Here is an 18,729-nt window from a genome sequence, read left to right on the forward strand (position 1 = left end):
ACCACCCCTAACCCCTCCTCATCTGAGGAGGGGAACTAGCTTTCTAGCCTCTAGGTCTAGTGCTACCAAAAACAAACAGCCGCTCCGGGTATCAGGAGCGGCTGTTTTGTTGCAATGGTGTGCGAGGTCTGGGTATTTACACAGCTGCTTCGGCAGGCTGTGGGTGCTGGGTTGGTATCTCTACATCCACGCCTAGGCCTTTGGCAATGGCCATACCTAGGCGGATATCGGCGCGGAACCAGTGGCAGAGTTGGCGCTGGGTGATGAGGTCCTTTTTCGGGCCGTTGATGCCGCTCATGGAGCCCACTACATTGTCGATGAGGTTGCGCTGGGCCTGGGCGTCGAGGAGGCGGAAGAGGTTGCCGGCTTGCGTGTAGTGGTCGTCGTTGCCGGGGCCTTCGTTGCGGTCGTAGCGGGCAGCAAAGCCGTCGAGCTCCTGGGCGGGCTCACCTTGGGTTTTGTCCTCTACGGGGCCGTCGAAGGAGTTGGGGAAGTAGTTTGGGCCGGGGCCACCGTTGTCGCCGAGGGCCATGTGGCCGTCGCGCTGGTAGTTGCTGAAGCCGAAGGGGCAGGCATTTACGGGTAGGTGCTCGTAGTTGGCGCCAATGCGGTAACGCTGGGCATCGGGGTAGCTCAGGATACGGCCCTGCAGCATTTTATCGGGCGAGTAGCCGATGCCGTCTACCACGTGAGCCGGCGCGAAAGCCGACTGCTCTACGTGAGCATGGTAGTTTACGGGCACCTGGTTTAGCTCCATCACGCCTACTTCCTGCAGTGGGAATTCGCCTTGGGGCCACACTTTGGTCAGGTCGAAGGGGTTCCAGCGGAAGTCGCAGGCCTGCTCCTCGGTCATGGTTTGGATGAACATCGTCCACTTCGGGAAGTTGCCGTTGTCGATGGCTTCAATCAGGTCCTGCTGCGCGAAATCGGGGTTTTCGCCTTTTAGGCGGGTAGCCTCTTCGCTGGTGAGGTTCTTTACGCCTTGCTGGGTACGGAAGTGGAATTTCACCCACACCCGCTCGTTCTGAGTATTAATAAGCGAGAACGTGTGCGAACCGTAGCCGTGCATGTGGCGGTAACCGTAGGGCGTGCCGCGGTCCGACATCAGGATGGTGACCTGATGCAGGCTCTCGGGATTCAGGCTCCAGTAGTCCCACATCATCGTGGGCGACTTCAGGTTGCTGCGCGCCTCCCGTTTCTGAGTATGGATGAAGTCCATGAACTTGATGGGATCCTTCACGAAGAACACGGGCGTGTTATTGCCCACCAGGTCCCAGTTGCCGTCTTCGGTGTAGAATTTCAGGGCGAAGCCGCGCGGGTCGCGCTCGGTGTCGGCCGAGCCTTTCTCGCCGCCTACCGTGCTGAAACGGGCAAACATCTTGCACTCATTGCCCACTTTGCTGAAGAGCTTGGCGCGGGTCAGGTGGGTGATGTCGTGGGTAACGGTGAACTTGCCGTAGGCGCCGCTACCCTTGGCGTGCACCACCCGCTCGGGGGTACGCTCGCGGTTGAAGTGGGCCGATTTCTCGTGCAGGAAGTAATCCTGGAGCAACAGCGGACCGCGCGCACCGGCCGACTGCGTGTTTTGATTATCAAAGATGGGGCGACCAGAAGCGGTGGTCAGCTTCTTGGGTTGGGTTGATTCTTCCATGGGGAAAAGAGAAAGTAGTATAGGAGGTCTCGGCGGTTGGCTGCGGCCTAATGAGGCTGCAGATCTGGGGCAAAGGTTGAGCTTAGTTATGTATAAGGAAAATCGATTATTTTTATACTACTATAGCGTGTGTCTATATTCGTGGCATGAACATTCAGCAGTTGGAGTACCTAGTAGCCCTCGACACGCACCGGCAGTTTGTGCTGGCCGCCGAGAAATGCCACGTCACGCAGCCCACACTTAGCATGCAGCTTCAGAAGCTGGAAGAAGAGCTAGGTGTGCTCCTTTTTGACCGTACCACCAAGGGCGTGCAGCCCACCGCGGTAGGGGAGAAAGTGGTGCAGCAGGCCCGGCAGGTGCTGCGCGAGGTGAAACAGCTGCGTGAGGTAGTGCAGGTAGAGAAAGACGAGCTAGTAGGCGAGCTGCGCCTGGGCATTATCCCGACGCTGGCGCCCTACTTGGTGCCGCTGTTTCTGGTGGAGCTAGTGGAGCGCTACCCCCAACTGCGGGTGCAGGTAGAGGAGCTGCAGTCGGCGCAAATCATGCAGCAGCTCAAGGATAACCAGCTAGATATTGGCCTGTTGGTAACGCCCCTCGATGACCGGCAGCTGCGCGAGATTCCGGTGCTGGAAGAGCCGTTTCTGGGCTACATCTCCGAAAATCATGAGCTGTATTCGCAGGCCACCATCAGCCCCCAGGATATGGGCGCGCCGGGGTTGTGGCTGCTACAGGAAGGCCACTGCTTCCGCCATCAGGTGCTCAACATCTGCTCACCAGCCCCAGTTGATACTACCCGGCCCTTCACCTACGAAAGCGGCTCCATTGAAACCCTCAAGCAGTTGGTACGCCACAACCACGGCTACACGCTAGTGCCCGAGTTATCGGTGCTGCCTGAGCTAAACAACCCCATGGTGAAGCGTTTTGAAGCGCCTGAGCCTGTGCGCGAAATCAGCCTCGTGGTACACCACGGCTTTGTGCGTCTGCCGCTGCTTGCTACTCTCCGCGATATTATTCTGAGCCAAGTGCCGGAGCGCCTGCATGCGGGTAAAGCCGGTCAGAAAATTCGATGGAAATAATATTCGGTACCTAGAATGCATGGCTGCATCAAGGAGGTACGTTAGGGAGCTGTACTAGGGCAAGTGCACGGCTGAACTCATCCTCAGCCCTACCTTGTTGGCTTATTCTAGCTACCAACTATGCAGTTCTCGAAAATAAAATGGACCACCGCTGCCCAATGGGTAGGGCTGGTTGCCTTCCTGGTGATACTGGCCACCGACCTACGTACGCCGGTATTGGGCGGAATGCAACGCGCGCTGCTGGCTACTGGCCTGTGGCGCCCTATGCTACCTGCCGCTCCGGCCCAAACCCCCGTGAAGCTAACGGCAGGCACTTACCCACACAACCTGCCGCTCCTCACTCTAGACGGCAAAGTTGTGAACCTGCGCGACTTACAAGGCAAAGTGGTGCTAGTAAACTTGTGGGCCAGTTGGTGCCCGCCCTGCGTAGCTGAAATGCCAGGCTTGCAGAAGCTTTACAACCAGGTTGATAAGCGGAAGGTCGCTTTCGTGATGCTGTCGATGGACCAGAATGCGGCTAAAGCGCGCCGGTTGGTGGAACGCCGCGGCTATACCTTTCCGGTGTATTTCCCAACTGGTCCGCTGCCACCGGCTTTCGACTCGCAGGCCATTCCGACTACCATTATCCTGGGCCCCGATGGGCAGATAGCAGCCCGCCACGAGGGTATGGCCGACTACGATACGCCTGAGTTCAAGGCTGCTTTGGAGAAACTGGCAGGCCCAGCTCGGCTGTAACCCGCCGAATTTACGTACAGCCGGTACCCCACCCCCGGCTGCAGCAGTGCGCTTGTGCAGGCGAGGTAAGGGTATCATCTTGCTCCCTCCATATGCCTGCTGTACCTGCGCTTACCTTTATTGGCCTGCACTATTGGGCCGGCTCCGGCCGTGAGTTTCAACGCGTAGCCGAGCTGCTGGCCCCCGATTATCCCTTTCTAGCCCCCGATTTACTAGGCTTCGGGGAAGCACCAACCCCAGAGATGCTCAGTTTTTCGCTAGATGCCTATGCCAACCAGGTAGCCGCGTTTGTAGCTGAAAAGCAAGTAGAACGATATGTGCTGGTAGGGCATAGCATGGGTGGCAAAATTGCCCTGGCCTTGGCTGCCCGCCAACCCAAAGGGTTGGCCGGAGTAGCGCTGCTCAGCCCCTCGCCTCCTTCGCCGGAACCCATGACCGACAGCGACCGAATGAGCAGTATGCGCGCCTACGGTAAGCAAACGGAAGCCGAAAAAACCTTGCAGAATATCACCGCTAGGCCTCTGCCGGAGGCAATCCGACAGCAAATTCTGGAAGATAACCTGCGCAGCACCCGGCTGGCCTGGGACGCCTGGCTACTGCACGGTAGCCGCGAAGACATAAGCGCCCAGATGTACAATGTGCACATACCCTGTACCATACTAGCCGGCGACCAAGATAACGTGATGTCGCCTTCGGTGCATGGGCTGGAAACACTACCCTTGCTGCCAACGGGAACCCCTCTGGAAATTATTGGTGGCGCTGGGCATCTGCTGCCCTACGAGGCGCCAGAGGAGGTGGCCGAGCTATTGCGGACGTTTGTCAGAAGGCTATAGGGCTTGCCTGCGGCCTAGTAGGAAGTTGAGGCACAGGCCTTCTGACACTTTACTAGGCGCTGCTACCTAGTAAAGCAGCGCCGTATGGATGGGTTCGCGCTAGTTCCTAGGGGTAGTGAAGCTGTAAATCGAGTGCTTCGCGCTCCAGCCGAAAACTCCGAACTTACGGGCTCATTCCCGCCCCGTATGAAATTCTGGTTTCTGCTACCCTTGCTCCTGGCCCTGACTACTCTTACCACCTGCCGCACGGCCCGCGTAACGGATGCGTACGCCGCGTACCCTACCTATGATGGCCCCGACTTGGGCCTGACTTTTGTGCGCGGCCAGGCGCAACTGCGCGTGTGGGCGCCTACAGCGGAAGCACTGGCGCTCAAGCTGTACGCAGCAGGAACCGGGGGCGAGCCAGTGGCCGAGTACGCTATGCAGAAATCAGTGGGTGGCACCTGGCTTTACACCTTGCCGGCCCAGCCGCCCGGCCGTTTTTATGTGGTGCAAGCCACCATTAAGGGCAAGCAGATGGCCGAAGTGCCAGACCCCTACGTGCACGCAGTGGGCCTGAACGGACAACGTGGCGCCCTGCTCGACCCTGCCACCGCTAGCCCGCCGCAGTGGGATGAGGATTACCGCCCCAAAATGAAGCACCCCACCGATATTGTAATTGGGGAGCTGCACATCCGCGACCTGACCATGCATCCACAGTCGGGGGTGCAGCACAAAGGCAAATTCCTAGGTGTGGCCGAAACCGGAACCCGCGGTCCGGGTGGCGTCCGGACGGGCCTTGACCACCTCACCGAGCTAGGCCTCACGCACGTGCATGTGCTGCCCACCAATGACCATGCCTCCGTAGATGAAAGCCGGCTACACGAAAACCACTACAACTGGGGCTACGATCCGCTTCACTATTCCGCGCCTGAAGGCTCCTTCGCCACCGACCCCGCTGACCCCGCCGCCCGCATCAAGGAAATGAAGCAAATGGTGCAGGCCATGCACAACCGCGGCCTGCGGCTGGTGCTGGATGTGGTGTATAACCACACCGCCGATGCCGCCCGCAGCTCCTTCGAGCAGTTGGTGCCCGGCTACTACTACCGCCACAACCCCGATGGCTCGTATTCCAACTCCTCGGCCTGCGGCAACGAGGTGGCCTCGGAGCGGCCCATGGTGCGGAAGCTCATCGTGGAGTCGGTGGCGTACTGGGCACGCGAGTTTCACGTGGATGGGTTCCGGTTTGACCTGATGGGCATTCTGGACATTCGCACCATGCGCTCGGTGCGCGTAGCCCTGGACCAGATTGACCACAGCATCTTGGTGTATGGCGAAGGCTGGGCGGCTGGTGCCAGCCCCTTGCCCGAGGCCGAACGTGCCCTGAAAGCCAACGTGCCGAAGCTCGACCGCATTGCCGCCTTCGGAGATGAGTTGCGCGACGGTGTGAAAGGTCACTTCGCCCGCCAGACAGAACGCGGTTTTGCCAGCGGCCAAACAGGCCTTGAAGAAAGTGTGAAATTCGGTATTGTGGGCGCCACCCAACATCCGCAGCTCGACTACAGCAAGGTAAATTACTCAAAAGCGCCTTGGGCCAACTCGCCCATGCAGGCCATCAACTACGTAGCCTGTCACGATGATCGGGTGTTGTGGGATAAGCTCGTGGTGGCTAATCCTGGCGCTTCGGAAGAAGAGCTAATCCGGATGGATTTGCTCAGCAACGTCATCGTGTTTACTTCGCAGGGTATTCCGTTTCTGCCCGTTGGAGATGATTTCCTGCGCACCAAAGGCGGCTCGCACAACTCGTTCAACCTGCCCGACAGCGTAAACCAGCTCGACTGGGCGCGCAAAGCCAAGTATCAGCGCATCAATCAGTTTTACCGCCAGCTCATTGCCATGCGCCGGGCGCATCCAGCCTTTCGGCTGCCTACCCAGGAGCTGGTGCAGCAGCACCTGGAGTTCCTGCCCAATCTGCCGGCTACTACCCTTGGGTATCGCCTGAAAGGCCATGCTGGCGATGATGCCTGGAACAACATTGTGGTGCTGTTCAATGGCAACCGCCAACCCGCTAGTCTGCCTATTCCGGGTGGCCGCTACTCGGTGGTACTTGCCGCCGACCAGATTAATCTGCAAGGAATCAGGGCGGTAGAAGGCGCTGGAGAAACTATGATGGTGGAGGTTCCGGCTTCCTCGGCGTTGATTCTGGTGCAACCCTAGTCTTCCGTTGCTAGGTCTTGTATAGGTAACCACCACGGGCCAGGCGCGTTGTACTAGGTATCTGCTGCCTCTGAACCTGCCGCCTATGTCCTTTGCTGTTCGCTTGTATGCTGCCTTGCGCCGCCATTGGGCGCATTATGTGGCGGAAGCAGCCGGCATTGCCTTTTTCATAATCTGTGCCGGCTCCCTTACAGTGCTGCTAGAGCATCCGGAGTCGCCACTGACTCCGGTAGTGCCGGCTACCCCGCTTGGGCGGCGTGTACTGCTGGGGCTGGGCATGGCCGTGGTTATTCTGCTGATTGTGTACAGCCCCTGGGGAAAGCGTTCCGGCGCCCACATCAATCCGGCCGTGACGCTGGCCTTCTGGCAGTTAGGTAAGCTCCGCACCCCCGATGCCGTTTGGTATGTAGGGTTTCAGGTGCTGGGGGCCCTAGTAGCGGCTTTGCTGATGCGGGAAGTTCTGGGTGAGTGGTATGCGCACCCGGCCGTAAAGTTCACCGTTACGGAGCCTAAACCCGAACCAGGGGGCGTGGCGCTGGCCTTCGCCGGCGAGTTCATCATCTCTTTTATTCTGATGGGAGTGCTGCTGTCGGCCCTGCACTCGCGCCGGTTTAAGGAGCGCGCCGGCTGGCTGATTGGGGCGTTGTTGGCGCTATACATCATAGTGGAGGCACCCTTGTCGGGCATGAGCCTGAACCCGGCCCGCTCCTTGGGCACTGCCGTAGCCGCTAATAAGTATGAAGGCCTGTGGGTATATTTTGTGGCGCCACCGCTGGCTATGTGGCTGGTTACGGTGCTGTTCCGGCGCTTTTATCATGGCGAAGACCTGGAGTGTGCTATTCTGGCCGGCTGCGGCCCCAGTCCTTCCTCCCCTCACTCGCCCGGCGAAGAACCCCCACACTACCCCGATGAACAGGCCGCATAAGCGGGCACCAAACAGCGAAGGGGTTGAGCCCGCAACTGCCCTAGGCCGGTCGCGGACTCAACCTCTTCATTGGTTTTAAACGGGCCGCGCTACTCCAACGAACGGTCGCGGAAAAGGACGTAGCCGATGTGTGCGAAAACCCCGAAACGGTGGTTCCGGTCGTCGTAATGAATAGCCTGCACCGACAGCGGGCCGACGGGTGTCTGATACACTAGGCCGGTCATGAGGGTAAGGTAGGGGCGGCTCACTGTGTTTTTGCGGCGCACCAGCACGGGGTTTTCGGGCACCTGCTCCCACGGGCGTACTAGTACGTGAGCAAACGCCTCCGTGCGCCATTCAATACCCCGAAAAATGCCCTTTACATAACGCAGGCCACCTCCGGCGTAGGCAGTACCCCGGTAATTATCCAGAAATAGCGTGCGCGAGTCGGGCAGGGGCATGAAGGCCGAGGAGGTAGTAAGGGTAGAGCGGTAGGTAGCAAATGGGCCCTGAGAGGTAGCCACGGCATCCACCACCCAACCCCAAGAGTTGGTTTTGGTGCCTACCGAGTCGCTTTTGCTTAAGGAGAAGTACTGCTCCGAAAACACCGACATTTTAAGCCACCGCTGGTTTTTGGTGCGGTCGGGCACTTCGTTGGCAGTGGTGCCGGCCTCATATTTTTCCTGTCCCGTTACGCCCCGAAATGCAAACCGCACCCGCCGGCCTTTGGTAGCATACTGGCGCTGATCGAGGGAGTTGCGCTCAAACCGAATGCCGCCCGTCAGGCCTTGAAAGCGGTTCAGATCCAACTCATCGGTGCTGCTAACTTCGGGCGTATTGGCAAACCGGTCGCGGTTGGTGAAGGCCCCAATATCTAGAATGTAGCGGCTGCGGTAGTTGGGGCTGATGCCCACTTGCAGTGCTGTTTTCAGGTCGCGCTGTACCAGCTGGGTATTGTCGGCGCTGGCACCTAGCAAGGAGCCAGTGTCCTGGTAGTTCAGGTTATTAAAGGTCACAATGGGCTCAAAGTAAATCGGAATCTGGCCCGGAATACTGATGCGGAAAGAGCCCTGTACAGCGTTATAAAAGCGGCCAATGGTAGCGTTGGCCCGCACGGTGTAGAGGTAGCGGTTGAGGTAACGATAGGCGCCGCCCAGGTAAAAGTTACTCATTGAGCGAGACGACAGCAGCACGCCCAAGTCAGCGGTGAGGTTGTTGGCCTGGCGGGCATCAATACCGAGGGTGTAGCCTTTTTGCTCCTCGTTGTAGCGGACGCGTGGATACACGTTGGTGAAAAAGTCGTTGCTAACGAGGCGGAAATACCCTTCCTCAATGTCGCTGGGCGAGTAGGTGGAGCCGCTGCGCTGGAAAAACCGCCGCACAAAGTCCTGCTGCTGGCGCGGTAGGCCCTGCACCGTGATGCGGGTAAAGTTGGGCCGCGGTGCCCGCTCCTGAAACGCCCGGCGTCGCTGCTGCAGAGCCACTGTATCTTCCCGCCGCGTGATGCGCTTCATCATCTCATCGAGCTTGTCTTGCGTAGCCGTTTCGCCTATGGCTACTAGGCGGCGTACGCGGCCAAAGTCGGCGGCTGTGTAGTCGGCTACATCGGGCTGAATGAAGATGCCGTTGGGGCCTACCGATAAGGTATCGGCCGCATTCGAGCCTAGGAACACCAGCGTGCTGGTCAGCAGCTCATCATCCTTCTCCTTTGGGTACTTGCGGAAGGCCACGTCGCCCACGTTCACTCCAATAATCACATCGGGCTTAAATTCCTCACGGATAACACCGGTTGGGAAATTGTCGACGACGGCACCATCAAACAGGTAGCGGCCATCTTCCTGCCGGATTGGCCGGAATGCCAATGGAAACGCCATGGAGTTACGCACCGCATCAGAAAGGGAACCGTTGCGCTGCACCACTTTCTGGCGGGTAAACACTTCTGAGGCCACCGCTCGGTAGGGTACAAAGAGGTTATCGAAGTTGTAATTAGCTACGGCGCTGGCTGGTGCCAACATGGTGGCCAGCACGTAGTTGAGCGTGGCATCGTTAATAATGCGCGGCGTTACGCGGGTCCGGAACGATGAGTCGATGGCCAGGCCTAGGTGCAGGGCCGCCGGCGAAGGGTCTGCATCGTAGAAGTTGAACACCTTGCCTTCGAGCGGGCGGTTGGCCACCCAGTTCTGGAACTCCGGCTTGAGTACGATTTCCTCAATTTCGGCAGGTGAATAGCCAGCGGCGTACATGCCGCCCACAATGGCGCCCATGCTAGTGCCCACAATGTAGTCGATGGGGATGCGGTTCTTTTCCAGCACCTTCAGCACGCCTACGTGGGCCAGACCTTTGGCGCCCCCGCCGCTTAATACAAGCCCCACTTTTTGGGCTTGGGCAAAAGAAACACCTAGCAACCAAACGAGGAGCAAGGTACATACACGGTAACAGTGAGGCATATAGCAGGGAAGTAGCAACGAAGAAAGCCCGGCACTAGGGGCGCGTTTCCTACGCATATCCCGGAGCGGAGTTGTCGGCAATTCGCTGGGCCTTGGCTGATTGTTGCCACCGGAGCGTTTTCTGCCTAAGCTCAGCACTACTTACGGCTCAGCGAACGGTCGGTTTGGCCACGCAACACAGCTAGTCGGCCCGTTACCACTTCTTAAAAATAACGTAGACGGCGGCCACTAGCAAGGCGAACCCAACCACGTGGTTCCAGGCCAGCTTATCAGTTTTGAAAACGTACACCGCGCACAGCGTAAACACCGTGAGCGAGACAACCTCCTGAATTACCTTCAGCTGAAACAAGCTGAATGGCCCGCCATTCTCCTCGAACCCAATGCGGTTGGCCGGCACCTGAAATACATACTCGAAAAAGGCCAGCCCCCAGCTTACCAGAATCACGCCCACCAAGCCCAGGCCATGCAGCCAACTGATTTTCTTGAACTGCAGATGCCCGTACCAGGCAAATGTCATGAACAGGTTGGAAATCAGGAGCAGCGTAATGGTGTATAGGCTTTTCACGAGGTGCGGGTTGTGTAAGGGAACTTGGCGGTTTACTCTTCGTGGCCGGCTAGTGGAACTGGGGTAGCTTCGGCTTGCTGTTTGGCTTCCAGGGCCAAGCGTTGTTGTTCTTTTTCGGAGGGCGTGCGAGGTAGCTTGTCTAGGTCGGGCTGGCCGGCATCAACCCAGGCAGTGTACCAGAACGCGCCCACTAGCCGGAGGGCCAGCCGCATCTGCCGCTCTACCTGTCGGTTGAGGCGCTGGTGGTACTCGCGGGCAAAGTCGCGGGAGTAGGTGCGAACCGTTTGGTTGCCGCGCTGCTCGAAGCCGTACTTGCGGTCATCTGGTGTTTTCCGGCTTACCTCCCGCTCCATGCCTAGTACTGAGTCGAGGGCGGCGTACGAGCGGCCCACGGCGGTCCAAATGGCATCGGTAGGGCGGTCGAGGTAGGGTGCTGGGCCGGTAAAGAAGTCATAGTCGGGGCTGAGTAGTTCGGGCAGGCGGCTTTCCCACAGCGCATGAATGCCCCGCTGCCCCGTTAGCTGGCCGTTATAGTTGTGGGTGGTATGCAGGGGCACGCAGGCATCGGCTACGTAATGTCCTAGGTCGGCGGAAAGGTGCAGAATCCGGTCGGTGTCGTGGGCCGCGAAGGCCGCCGTGAGTTGGCCTTTCATGCGCGCCACCTGCCAGGGCACAATGCCGTGCTTTAACAGCGAATCTTCCCCTAGCAGCGCCACGGCATCGGGGTAGGAGTGGGGTAGCTTGTACAAGGCCGAGTCGCCGTACACGTCCAGATCCAGGAAGTGGCGTGCAGCCTCGCCGGGTACTACCGTGCGGCGCGAGTCGGGCCGGGTGGCATTGTCGGTGAGGTAGTCGATGTTCGTTTTATAGAACCCAATCATTTCACGCGGCAGCGTGTACACCGCCAGCCGATTGATAAGCCGATGGCTGAAAAAGCCCCACGCCTGCACCGTAACAGTGGAAGTGAGGACAAGTAACCCAGTGATGCTGAATAAGAATAATTGCCGCATAAGTAGATAGTAAACGAACAGAAAAGAAGTCCGTTACCAAGAAATAACCTGAAAATCGGTTAGCAGTCGGCAGGGTTGGCGCTGGGCATCCAGGCCCACGTAGGTGGCATAGTAGCCATCCCCAAAGCCCGTGGAGAAGGCAGCCACGGTATCGGGCGGCATGGCGTACAGAAAACCTGTACTCGACGAGTTTGTGCCCAGCTGGAAGCTTGTAATCATCAAGTTTTCAGAGGCCTCCCTGTTGGCCAGATACCGCATTAGGGGCTCAACGCTGGCCACATCCATAAAAAAGGCCATGCCTGCATCAACGGGGTAGCCGTAATACTCTTCGCTGCGGAGCGGCAGCGGCTCCTGGCCGGGCAGTAAGGCTGGCTCCCAACTCACCACGGGCGCATCTGAGAACAGAATACGGGCAAAGGCTACACGCTCGTCGCCGCTGAAGCGAGCTAGAGCTAACTCTACCGGAAACCGGCCCCGGGGAAAGCGGGTCGTAAACGGCAGGGTTTGTGGATGCAGCGAAACAGGATCAGCAGCCACTATCTGGCCCGATGGCACAGGCAGGTTGCCCAAAAAACGGCCGTGCAGCGTACATTGCAGGCTATCCTGGCTGATTTGGGTGCCGGGAAAGAAGCTGGTTTCAAAGATGGCTGGCTCGGCCTGTACTTCATACGGAAGCCGGTTAACCGTTGCTCGTCCTGGTGAAAGCACATAGCCCGTAACTACAGGCAAAGTATAGGTTGTAGGAGCGGTGCAACTACCTAGTAGCGCTGCTGCTACCGTAAACCGGGCTAGAACAGAAATAAACACAAAGCAATATGATAAGAAGAGTAAGGTAACGAGCTCCTAAGGCCTCTATGCAAACAGGTGGCAAAATAATGCTCCGTTGTTCGGAACATCATCTTGCCACCTGTCATTAGAAAACTTGCCTTTCCGGGTTTACCGCCGGCCCTGGCCCACAAAGCGCATGCGGTAATCAGCGCTTACGTCGCCTTTGCTGATACGAGCCAGCTTGCCTTTGAGCAACTGCTTTTTCAGGCCCGAGGCATAGTCAGTGAACAGAATGCCTTCCAGGTGGTCATACTCATGCTGGATAACGCGGGCCGTCATGCCCGAGAAGGTTTCTTCGTGCTGCTGGCGGTTTTCGTCTTCGTAGCGCAGCACAATGGTAGAGTGTCGCACCACTTTCTCGCGGATACCCGGAATGCTCAGGCAGCCTTCCTCAAAGCCCCATTCCTCGCCGGTTTCGCTTACCATGCGGGGGTTAATGAAGGCGCGCTTTACCGGGGCTGCGGTGGCTTCTTCTACAATGGGGTTGCCGTCCTCATCCTCATCCAGCATGGGCTCAGAGTCGATAACGAACAGGCGGATGCTTTTGCCAACCTGTGGCGCGGCCAGGCCCACGCCGTGCGCGTGGTACATGGTGTCGTACATGTCGGCAATAATTTGCTTGAGCTCACTAGGGGAAAAGTCAGCCGGAATGTCTTTGGCCAGCGTTTTTAGTACTGGGTCGCCGAAGGCAACAATGGGGTAAATCATCGGGATTCGAGGAAAGATTGCAAAATGATGGTGGCCGACACCCGGTCGACGGTGGCTTTGTCGCGGCGGTCTTTTTTGCTGAGGCCACCGGCCAGCATGGCTGCGTGGGCCATCCGGGAAGTAAACCGCTCATCTACCTCATGCAGCGGCACCTCCGGAAACTCCTTACGCAGCCGGCGCACTACGCCCACTACGGCACTGGTAGAGTCGGTGGCTTCGTTATTAAGGTTCTTGGGCATGCCGATTACCAGCGCCGCCAGCGGCTCGCGCAGGTGGTAGGCTTTCAGGTAAGCCAGCAAGTCCTGGCTGTGCACCGTTTCGAGAGGAGTAGCAATGAGTTGCAGCGGATCCGTCACGGCCAGCCCCACGCGCTTATGACCGTAGTCGATGGCAAGTATACGCCCCATCGCAAAAACAAAAAGTAGAAAGCCAAGCAGCAACGGTTCAGTTTATTACCTCGCGCCACACCCCAAAGATACGACACCGCCTCGGAAAGGTGACACTAGGGTAGCTCAGCAGTGCAATCCGGTCGTGCGGCGGCAAGGGCGGTTTACCGGCAAAAATCGGGGCTTAAACGAGTCAGGTACATCTTTCCAAAATCATAAAATAATATTTGCAGGTAGTTCATCTTCAGGGCTTTTTACCACGGGGTTAACCCAGAACAAATGGGCTTTTTATCGTTTAAGAAATAAAAAATTGCATTGTTATTTGAAAATGCCTATTCCACTATGTAGTAGATGGGTTTCTTGGAATTGTTTCAATATTTTTGAAGAACTGTCTGCCTTGATTACTGCTGCTTATAGCTTAAACTATTACTCTCTCAACGCTTTATGAACATCGAGCCGAACGACTCGTCGCATCCTGCGTCGGAGCCTGCCCCGCGTAATACCCGGCGGCAGGTACGTCAGCCGTTGTTACTAGCCCTAACGTTGGCGTGTGGTATTCTGCTGGGAGCAAACCCGTTCCGGCCAACCGGGCAGAACCCCGACCTCACGGCCCGTGGCTATCTAAAGTTCAAAGAAATCCTCAGCTACGTGGACCGCGACTATGTGGACTCCGTGAATGCCGAGGAGCTTTCAGATTACGCCATCAGCCGCATGCTGGAGCGCCTCGATCCGCACTCGGTGTTCATCCCGGCCAAACAGCAGCAGCAGGCTTCCTCTTTTCTGCAAAGCGACTACGACGGTATTGGGGTTGAGTTTAATCTGTTTCGCGACACCGTAACAGTAGTATCTCCATTAAGTGGCGGCCCCGCGGAGCAGGCTGGCCTGCAGCCCGGCGACCGAATTCTGGCCGTAGACGGGCAGCGGGTGTCCGGCGTGAATACCACTACAGAGCAGATGTTCGGGCAGCTACGCGGCCCCCGTGGCAGCAAAGTGCAGCTCCAGATTATGCGCCGCGGCCAAGCCAAGCCCCTGAGCGTGCAGGTAACGCGCAACCGCATTCCAAACTCCTCAGTTGATGTGGCCTATATGGTAGATAACCAGACGGGCTACATTAAAGTAAGCCGTTTCGCGAGCGGCACATATGACGAGTTTAAATCGGCGCTAGGTGATTTGCGCCGTCAAGGCCTGGCGCGCCTTGTGCTTGACTTGCGGGGCAACCCCGGCGGTTACCTCGACCGCGCCACCAAAATGGCCGACGAGTTCATTGGGGGCACTAAGAAGATTGTGTACACCGACGGCAAAGGCGACCAGTACGATACCCAGACGTTTTCGCGGGTAGTGGGCGAGTTTGAGGAAGGCTCCTTGGTAGTGCTTGTGGATGAAGGAAGTGCCTCTGCTGCGGAAGTGCTGGCCGGTGCCCTGCAAGACCACGACCGCGCCATTCTGGTGGGGCGCCGCACGTTTGGCAAAGGCCTGGTGCAGCAACCCATTGCCCTAAATGACGGCTCGGAGCTTCGGCTGACCATTGCGCGCTACTACACGCCTTCGGGCCGCAGCATCCAGAAATCGTACCGTGGCGGCCTGGCCGAATATGAAAGGGACTTGCAGAACCGGCAGCGCCGGGGCGAGTTCTTCCACGCCGACAGCATTCACTTTGCCGACTCGTTGCGCTACCGCACGGCGCACGGCCGGGCAGTGTACGGCGGTGGCGGCATCATGCCCGACCTCTTTGTACCCCGCGACACCAGTGCGTACTCGGCGTACTACACGCGTTTGCAAAGCCTGAACTTGGTGCGCGAGTTTGCCCTCGATTACTACCAGCAGCACAAAGCCGAACTGGAAGGCCTGCGCTTCGGGCAGTTTAACCAATCGTTCCGCATCACGGATGCGCAGCTGCAGCAGCTAGAAGCCAAGGCGGCCAAAGATGGCGTAGCACCTAACGCCGCCGATATGCGCCGCAGCGCCGCATTGCTCCGCAATCAGCTGAAGGCCCTTATTGCCCGCAGCGCCTACGGCAAATCGGCGTATTACCAGGTGCTAAACCAGGATGATGCGGAGATGCAACAGGCACTTCGCACTATTCAGGAGCCTAGTAACACAGTAATGCTAGGGTTGCTAGAAAAGTAAAGCGCCTACAATGCAATAGGCCCGCCACGCTCTGAGCGCGGCGGGCCTATTGCATTTAAATTGGGTTGCTATTTCTTCACCACATCCTGCACCCGAAACTCCTGCTTGATGTTGGCTAGCGGCTTGCCATCGGCCTCGGCGTAGGGGTAAATGAAGTAGTTGAGGGCCGGGTTGTTCTGGCGCGGTACCAATACTAGGTCGCGGCCGCGGGTGAACTCCAGGCGGTTTTCATCGTGGGCGCCAAAGAAGTAGTTGCGGCGGTCGGGGTTTTTGGCGGCTTCCGAGGCATCGACAGGTACCCAACCGGTTTCGGGGGTGTAGAACTCAGCCCAGCAGTGGTAGCCTTTAATTTCGGCGGTGCCGCGCTCAGGTGGCAGCGGAAAGCCAATGCTGAAGCGAGCCGGAATGCCTAAGGCGCGGCAATAGCCAATGAACACAGCATGAAAATCGGTGCAGTTGCCGCGGCGGGCGTCGCAGGCGTAGTAAATGTCGCCGCGGCCCCAGCCTTGGCCGGTTTTGTCGTACTTCACCGTGCTGACCACGTGCTCGTACACGGCGCGGGCTTTCTCCAGGTTGGTATGGGCGTTGGCTTTACTAGCTACCTCCAGGGCCCAAAGCCGAATCTGCGGATCAAGCGGCACGAGGCTGTCGGCGGCCAGCCAACGGTTCAGGTTAGGGTCGGCGGCTTCGCGGGGCGGGCGTTGGCCATTAAAAGCGGGGGCCAGATGTTCGCGCCGAGTCGCTTTCAGGCGCATATCCACGGTAAAGCCTTCCAGAGCCTTGCCCGTGGCGCGCAGATGCAGAATACGGTTGCCATACGCACCGGTTTCAATGGCATACGGCACGGGCGAGGTTACCTGCAAGTCGCGGATATCCTGTGATTTATCGTCGTGCGGCACCGGCAGCCATAAGTCTACCACCTTGGTGCCGGCGGGCTGAGCCGGAATAGTAGCCGCGTAATCGAAGGTGAAGGTGCGGGTGCGAGGGGCCGGGGTAAGGGGCCGCTCCAGCGTCAGAACGGAAAGCAAGGGTAGTAAAAACGAGAGCATAGCAACAGCAGGGGCAACAGCCGAGTCCCGGCCGGTAATCATAGTGCAAAGAAACAACCCCGGCGTTTGTTATGGTTCAGAAAGTCAGAATACACCACCGGGCTAGGGCCTGAGCAGGTGCCAGCCTTAGCCAGGCGGTTTGCCCGTACCGTAGGGGTAGTAGCCTACGCCAAACTTTGTACCTTCACGCTACGGCCTACTACCCGCGTACTTCCACCCGAAATTTCCACCCGTATGCCTTTTTATCAACGACTAGGTCAGATTCCGCGCAAGCGGCATACCCAGTTCCGGCAGCCCGATGGCTCGCTCTACCACGAGCAGCTGGTGGGCACACTGGGCTTCCACGGCGTTTCGTCGCTGCTCTATCACCGTCACGCGCCCACCGAAATCCGGAAGGTAGGTACTCCCGAGCCCTACGCGCCCAAGCTGCTGAAAGACCGACCCCTGGAGCCAGCCCACTTACGCACCCTGGCCCAAACCAGCACCGGCGGCGACTACCTGCAGGCCCGCCAAACCCTGCTCGGCAACGCCGACGTGACCATGAGCATCTGTAATCCCACGGAGCAGCGCATGGACTATTACTACAAGAACGCGCTGGCCGATGAGGTGATTTTTGTGCACGAAGGCCGTGGCGAGCTGTGGAGCCAGTTGGGCAAGGTAGCCTTTGAGCCCGGCGACTACCTAGTGATTCCGCGCACCATCATTCACCAGCTGCACTTCGAGGAAGGACCGGTGCGCCTGCTGATTATCGAGTCGTTTAGCCCTGTGGAAACCTGCCGGCGCTACCGCAACCACTTCGGGCAGCTGCTGGAGCATGCCCCGTATTGCGAGCGGGACTTCCGCGGCCCATCGGAGCTAGTAGAAAACGATGTGCGCGAATCGGGTGAGTACACCGTGCGCGTGAAGAAAGACGGGCTGCTGCACACCTTGGTCTATGGCCACTCGCCGTTTGATGTGGTGGGCTGGGATGGGTATTTCTACCCTTACGCCACTAGTATTCATGATTTTGAGCCCATTACTGGCCGTATTCACCAGCCGCCACCCGTGCACCAGCAATTCGAGGGCAACAACTTCGTGATTTGCTCCTTCGTGCCGCGGTTGTTTGATTATCACCCCTTGGCCATTCCGGCGCCCTACAACCACTCTAACGTCGATTCCGACGAGGTGCTGTATTACGTGGCCGGCAACTTCATGTCGCGGCGCGGGGTAGATCTGGCTTCGTTCACGTGGCACCCAAGTGGCATACCGCATGGCCCGCACCCCGGCACAGTGGAGGCCAGCATCGGCAAAAAGGAAACCCATGAGCTAGCCGTGATGGTAGATACCTTCCGGCCGCTCTACCTCACTGAAGCCGCCCTGCCTTACGTGGATGGCCGCTACCCCATGAGCTGGCAGCCCGACTTCAAGCACGACGCGCCACGGGCAGCCGATATGATGGATTAACGGTAGTGCAGTTACAGAAAAAACGCGAGGATGTTGGGCAACCAGCATCCTCGCACTGCTTTTACCTAAGGTTATATGGATACTGAACTGCAGAAGTAAGTGGGCAAGCTCAGCATGATGTTCTTTGTAGCTGCTGATACAACGGCTACGGTTGCTTTTCTGCTAGGTAGCTCGGCACTAGAAACCAGTAAGAAAAGGATTTCGTAACTTCGCCGAAACTGCAACTCTATGAAAAAAATCCTGTTTTTAGCCCCACTGCTTCTGGTGCTGGCCGTACTGTCGAGCTGCGACAAGCTGGATAAACTGCTGACTTTTTACATCGAAGATTCTCAGTCGGTGAAAATTGCTAGCAACTTCCCTTTTGGTCAGTTCGCGCCGCTTTCTCCCATTCCGGTTACCACGCGTTCCGACGAAAAATTCAAGAACGAGAACACCAGCGCTAACTTGGTGAAGGATGTGAAGCTCGACCGGCTTACGCTCACCATCACTGACCCCAACGCCGAAAACTTCGATTTTCTGCAAGGCATTAACATCTACATCAGCACCGAGCAGAGCGACAAAATTCTGCTGGCCTCGTTGGACAATGTGCCCATGGGCGTGAACACGCTGCAACTCACTCCCACCTCTGAGAAGCTGGATAAGTACGTGAAGGCCAACAGCTATACGCTGTCTACGGAAGCTAAAATCCGTAAGCCTATCAGCCGCGACATCACCATCCGGACGGATACCCGCTTTAAAGTAACTGCCGATCCCCTATAGGCTTCGGAAGTA

General features: G+C 57.8%; 16 protein-coding genes. 8 read left to right on the forward strand and 8 right to left on the reverse strand.

The annotated features are described in order from the left end of the window. Positions 1-136: 136 nt before the first annotated feature. On the reverse strand, positions 137-1,651 hold the full coding sequence (locus tag ACYVHC_RS09130; RefSeq protein WP_460613382.1) for a catalase: 1,515 nt from the start codon (positions 1,649-1,651) through the stop codon (positions 137-139). A 146-nt stretch (positions 1,652-1,797) separates the two neighbouring features. Here ACYVHC_RS09130 and ACYVHC_RS09135 point away from each other — a divergent pair, with 146 nt between their 5' ends. The 5 genes from ACYVHC_RS09135 to ACYVHC_RS09155 all read left to right on the forward strand — a co-directional run bounded on the left by ACYVHC_RS09135 (position 1,798) and on the right by ACYVHC_RS09155 (position 7,416). Continuing rightward, positions 1,798-2,727 carry a LysR substrate-binding domain-containing protein gene (locus ACYVHC_RS09135; protein WP_460613383.1) on the forward strand — a complete coding sequence of 310 codons (930 nt, stop codon included), beginning with the start codon at positions 1,798-1,800 and terminating at the stop codon, positions 2,725-2,727. A gap of 120 nt (positions 2,728-2,847) precedes the next feature. Next, positions 2,848-3,462 carry a TlpA family protein disulfide reductase gene (locus ACYVHC_RS09140; protein WP_460613384.1) on the forward strand — a complete coding sequence of 205 codons (615 nt, stop codon included), beginning with the start codon at positions 2,848-2,850 and terminating at the stop codon, positions 3,460-3,462. A gap of 92 nt (positions 3,463-3,554) precedes the next feature. Further along, positions 3,555-4,295, forward strand: a complete 741-nt coding sequence (locus ACYVHC_RS09145) for an alpha/beta fold hydrolase (protein WP_460613385.1) — start codon at positions 3,555-3,557, stop codon at positions 4,293-4,295. 186 nt (positions 4,296-4,481) lie between these two features. Further along, complete coding sequence (gene pulA, locus ACYVHC_RS09150; RefSeq protein WP_460613386.1) at positions 4,482-6,491, forward strand: type I pullulanase; 2,010 nt, start codon at positions 4,482-4,484, stop codon at positions 6,489-6,491. 85 nt (positions 6,492-6,576) lie between these two features. Beyond that, positions 6,577-7,416: an MIP/aquaporin family protein gene (locus ACYVHC_RS09155; RefSeq protein WP_460613387.1), complete on the forward strand. Its 840-nt coding sequence runs from the start codon at positions 6,577-6,579 to the stop codon at positions 7,414-7,416. 89 nt (positions 7,417-7,505) lie between these two features. Here the strand turns inward: ACYVHC_RS09155 and ACYVHC_RS09160 are convergent, their stop codons facing one another. From ACYVHC_RS09160 to ruvX, 6 genes are all read right to left on the reverse strand, one after another. Next, complete coding sequence (locus tag ACYVHC_RS09160; RefSeq protein ID WP_460613388.1) at positions 7,506-9,842, reverse strand: patatin-like phospholipase family protein; 2,337 nt, start codon at positions 9,840-9,842, stop codon at positions 7,506-7,508. Positions 9,843-10,035: 193 nt separating this feature from the next. Continuing rightward, positions 10,036-10,407, reverse strand: coding sequence for a DMT family protein (locus ACYVHC_RS09165; protein ID WP_460613389.1), 372 nt, complete (start codon positions 10,405-10,407; stop codon positions 10,036-10,038). Positions 10,408-10,439: 32 nt separating this feature from the next. Next, the gene (locus ACYVHC_RS09170) at positions 10,440-11,417 is read right to left on the reverse strand and encodes a zinc dependent phospholipase C family protein (protein ID WP_460613390.1); all 978 of its coding nucleotides are present in this window, start codon (positions 11,415-11,417) and stop codon (positions 10,440-10,442) included. A 33-nt stretch (positions 11,418-11,450) separates the two neighbouring features. Then, on the reverse strand, positions 11,451-12,125 hold the full coding sequence (locus tag ACYVHC_RS09175) for a DUF4241 domain-containing protein (protein WP_460613391.1): 675 nt from the start codon (positions 12,123-12,125) through the stop codon (positions 11,451-11,453). Between the two features lie 228 nt (positions 12,126-12,353). Then, the gene (gene def, locus ACYVHC_RS09180) at positions 12,354-12,953 is read right to left on the reverse strand and encodes a peptide deformylase (protein WP_460613392.1); all 600 of its coding nucleotides are present in this window, start codon (positions 12,951-12,953) and stop codon (positions 12,354-12,356) included. Next, complete coding sequence (gene ruvX, locus ACYVHC_RS09185) at positions 12,950-13,360, reverse strand: RuvX/YqgF family protein (RefSeq protein ID WP_460613393.1); 411 nt, start codon at positions 13,358-13,360, stop codon at positions 12,950-12,952. Before ruvX ends, def begins: the two co-directional genes overlap by 4 nt. 423 nt (positions 13,361-13,783) lie before the next feature. Here ruvX and ACYVHC_RS09190 point away from each other — a divergent pair, with 423 nt between their 5' ends. Then, complete coding sequence (locus ACYVHC_RS09190; protein ID WP_460613394.1) at positions 13,784-15,466, forward strand: S41 family peptidase; 1,683 nt, start codon at positions 13,784-13,786, stop codon at positions 15,464-15,466. 68 nt (positions 15,467-15,534) lie between these two features. On the opposite strand, the gene ACYVHC_RS09195 is transcribed toward ACYVHC_RS09190, so the two are convergent. Beyond that, a complete protein-coding gene (locus ACYVHC_RS09195) occupies positions 15,535-16,557 on the reverse strand; it encodes a transglutaminase-like domain-containing protein (RefSeq protein WP_460613395.1) in 1,023 nt (340 codons plus the stop codon). Positions 16,558-16,749: 192 nt separating this feature from the next. Between ACYVHC_RS09195 and ACYVHC_RS09200 the strand changes: the two genes are divergently transcribed. Further along, the gene (locus ACYVHC_RS09200) at positions 16,750-17,958 is read left to right on the forward strand and encodes a homogentisate 1,2-dioxygenase (protein WP_460613397.1); all 1,209 of its coding nucleotides are present in this window, start codon (positions 16,750-16,752) and stop codon (positions 17,956-17,958) included. 228 nt (positions 17,959-18,186) lie between these two features. After that, positions 18,187-18,717, forward strand: coding sequence for a hypothetical protein (locus ACYVHC_RS09205; protein WP_460613398.1), 531 nt, complete (start codon positions 18,187-18,189; stop codon positions 18,715-18,717). Positions 18,718-18,729 lie beyond the last annotated feature (12 nt).

The sequence above is a fragment of the Hymenobacter seoulensis genome, from assembly GCF_054780535.1.

What these genes read in the sequence shown, in the direction of transcription:
- ACYVHC_RS09130 (WP_460613382.1), bottom strand. Translation starts at nt 1,651, where the DNA reads ATGGAAGAATCAACCCAACCCAAGAAGCTGACCACCGCTTCTGGTCGC.
- ACYVHC_RS09135 (WP_460613383.1), top strand. Translation starts at nt 1,798, where the DNA reads ATGAACATTCAGCAGTTGGAGTACCTAGTAGCCCTCGACACGCACCGG.
- ACYVHC_RS09140 (WP_460613384.1), top strand. Translation starts at nt 2,848, where the DNA reads ATGCAGTTCTCGAAAATAAAATGGACCACCGCTGCCCAATGGGTAGGG.
- ACYVHC_RS09145 (WP_460613385.1), top strand. Translation starts at nt 3,555, where the DNA reads ATGCCTGCTGTACCTGCGCTTACCTTTATTGGCCTGCACTATTGGGCC.
- pulA (WP_460613386.1), top strand. Translation starts at nt 4,482, where the DNA reads ATGAAATTCTGGTTTCTGCTACCCTTGCTCCTGGCCCTGACTACTCTT.
- ACYVHC_RS09155 (WP_460613387.1), top strand. Translation starts at nt 6,577, where the DNA reads ATGTCCTTTGCTGTTCGCTTGTATGCTGCCTTGCGCCGCCATTGGGCG.
- ACYVHC_RS09160 (WP_460613388.1), bottom strand. Translation starts at nt 9,842, where the DNA reads ATGCCTCACTGTTACCGTGTATGTACCTTGCTCCTCGTTTGGTTGCTA.
- ACYVHC_RS09170 (WP_460613390.1), bottom strand. Translation starts at nt 11,417, where the DNA reads ATGCGGCAATTATTCTTATTCAGCATCACTGGGTTACTTGTCCTCACT.
- def (WP_460613392.1), bottom strand. Translation starts at nt 12,953, where the DNA reads ATGATTTACCCCATTGTTGCCTTCGGCGACCCAGTACTAAAAACGCTG.
- ruvX (WP_460613393.1), bottom strand. Translation starts at nt 13,360, where the DNA reads ATGGGGCGTATACTTGCCATCGACTACGGTCATAAGCGCGTGGGGCTG.
- ACYVHC_RS09190 (WP_460613394.1), top strand. Translation starts at nt 13,784, where the DNA reads ATGAACATCGAGCCGAACGACTCGTCGCATCCTGCGTCGGAGCCTGCC.
- ACYVHC_RS09195 (WP_460613395.1), bottom strand. Translation starts at nt 16,557, where the DNA reads ATGATTACCGGCCGGGACTCGGCTGTTGCCCCTGCTGTTGCTATGCTC.
- ACYVHC_RS09200 (WP_460613397.1), top strand. Translation starts at nt 16,750, where the DNA reads ATGCCTTTTTATCAACGACTAGGTCAGATTCCGCGCAAGCGGCATACC.
- ACYVHC_RS09205 (WP_460613398.1), top strand. Translation starts at nt 18,187, where the DNA reads ATGAAAAAAATCCTGTTTTTAGCCCCACTGCTTCTGGTGCTGGCCGTA.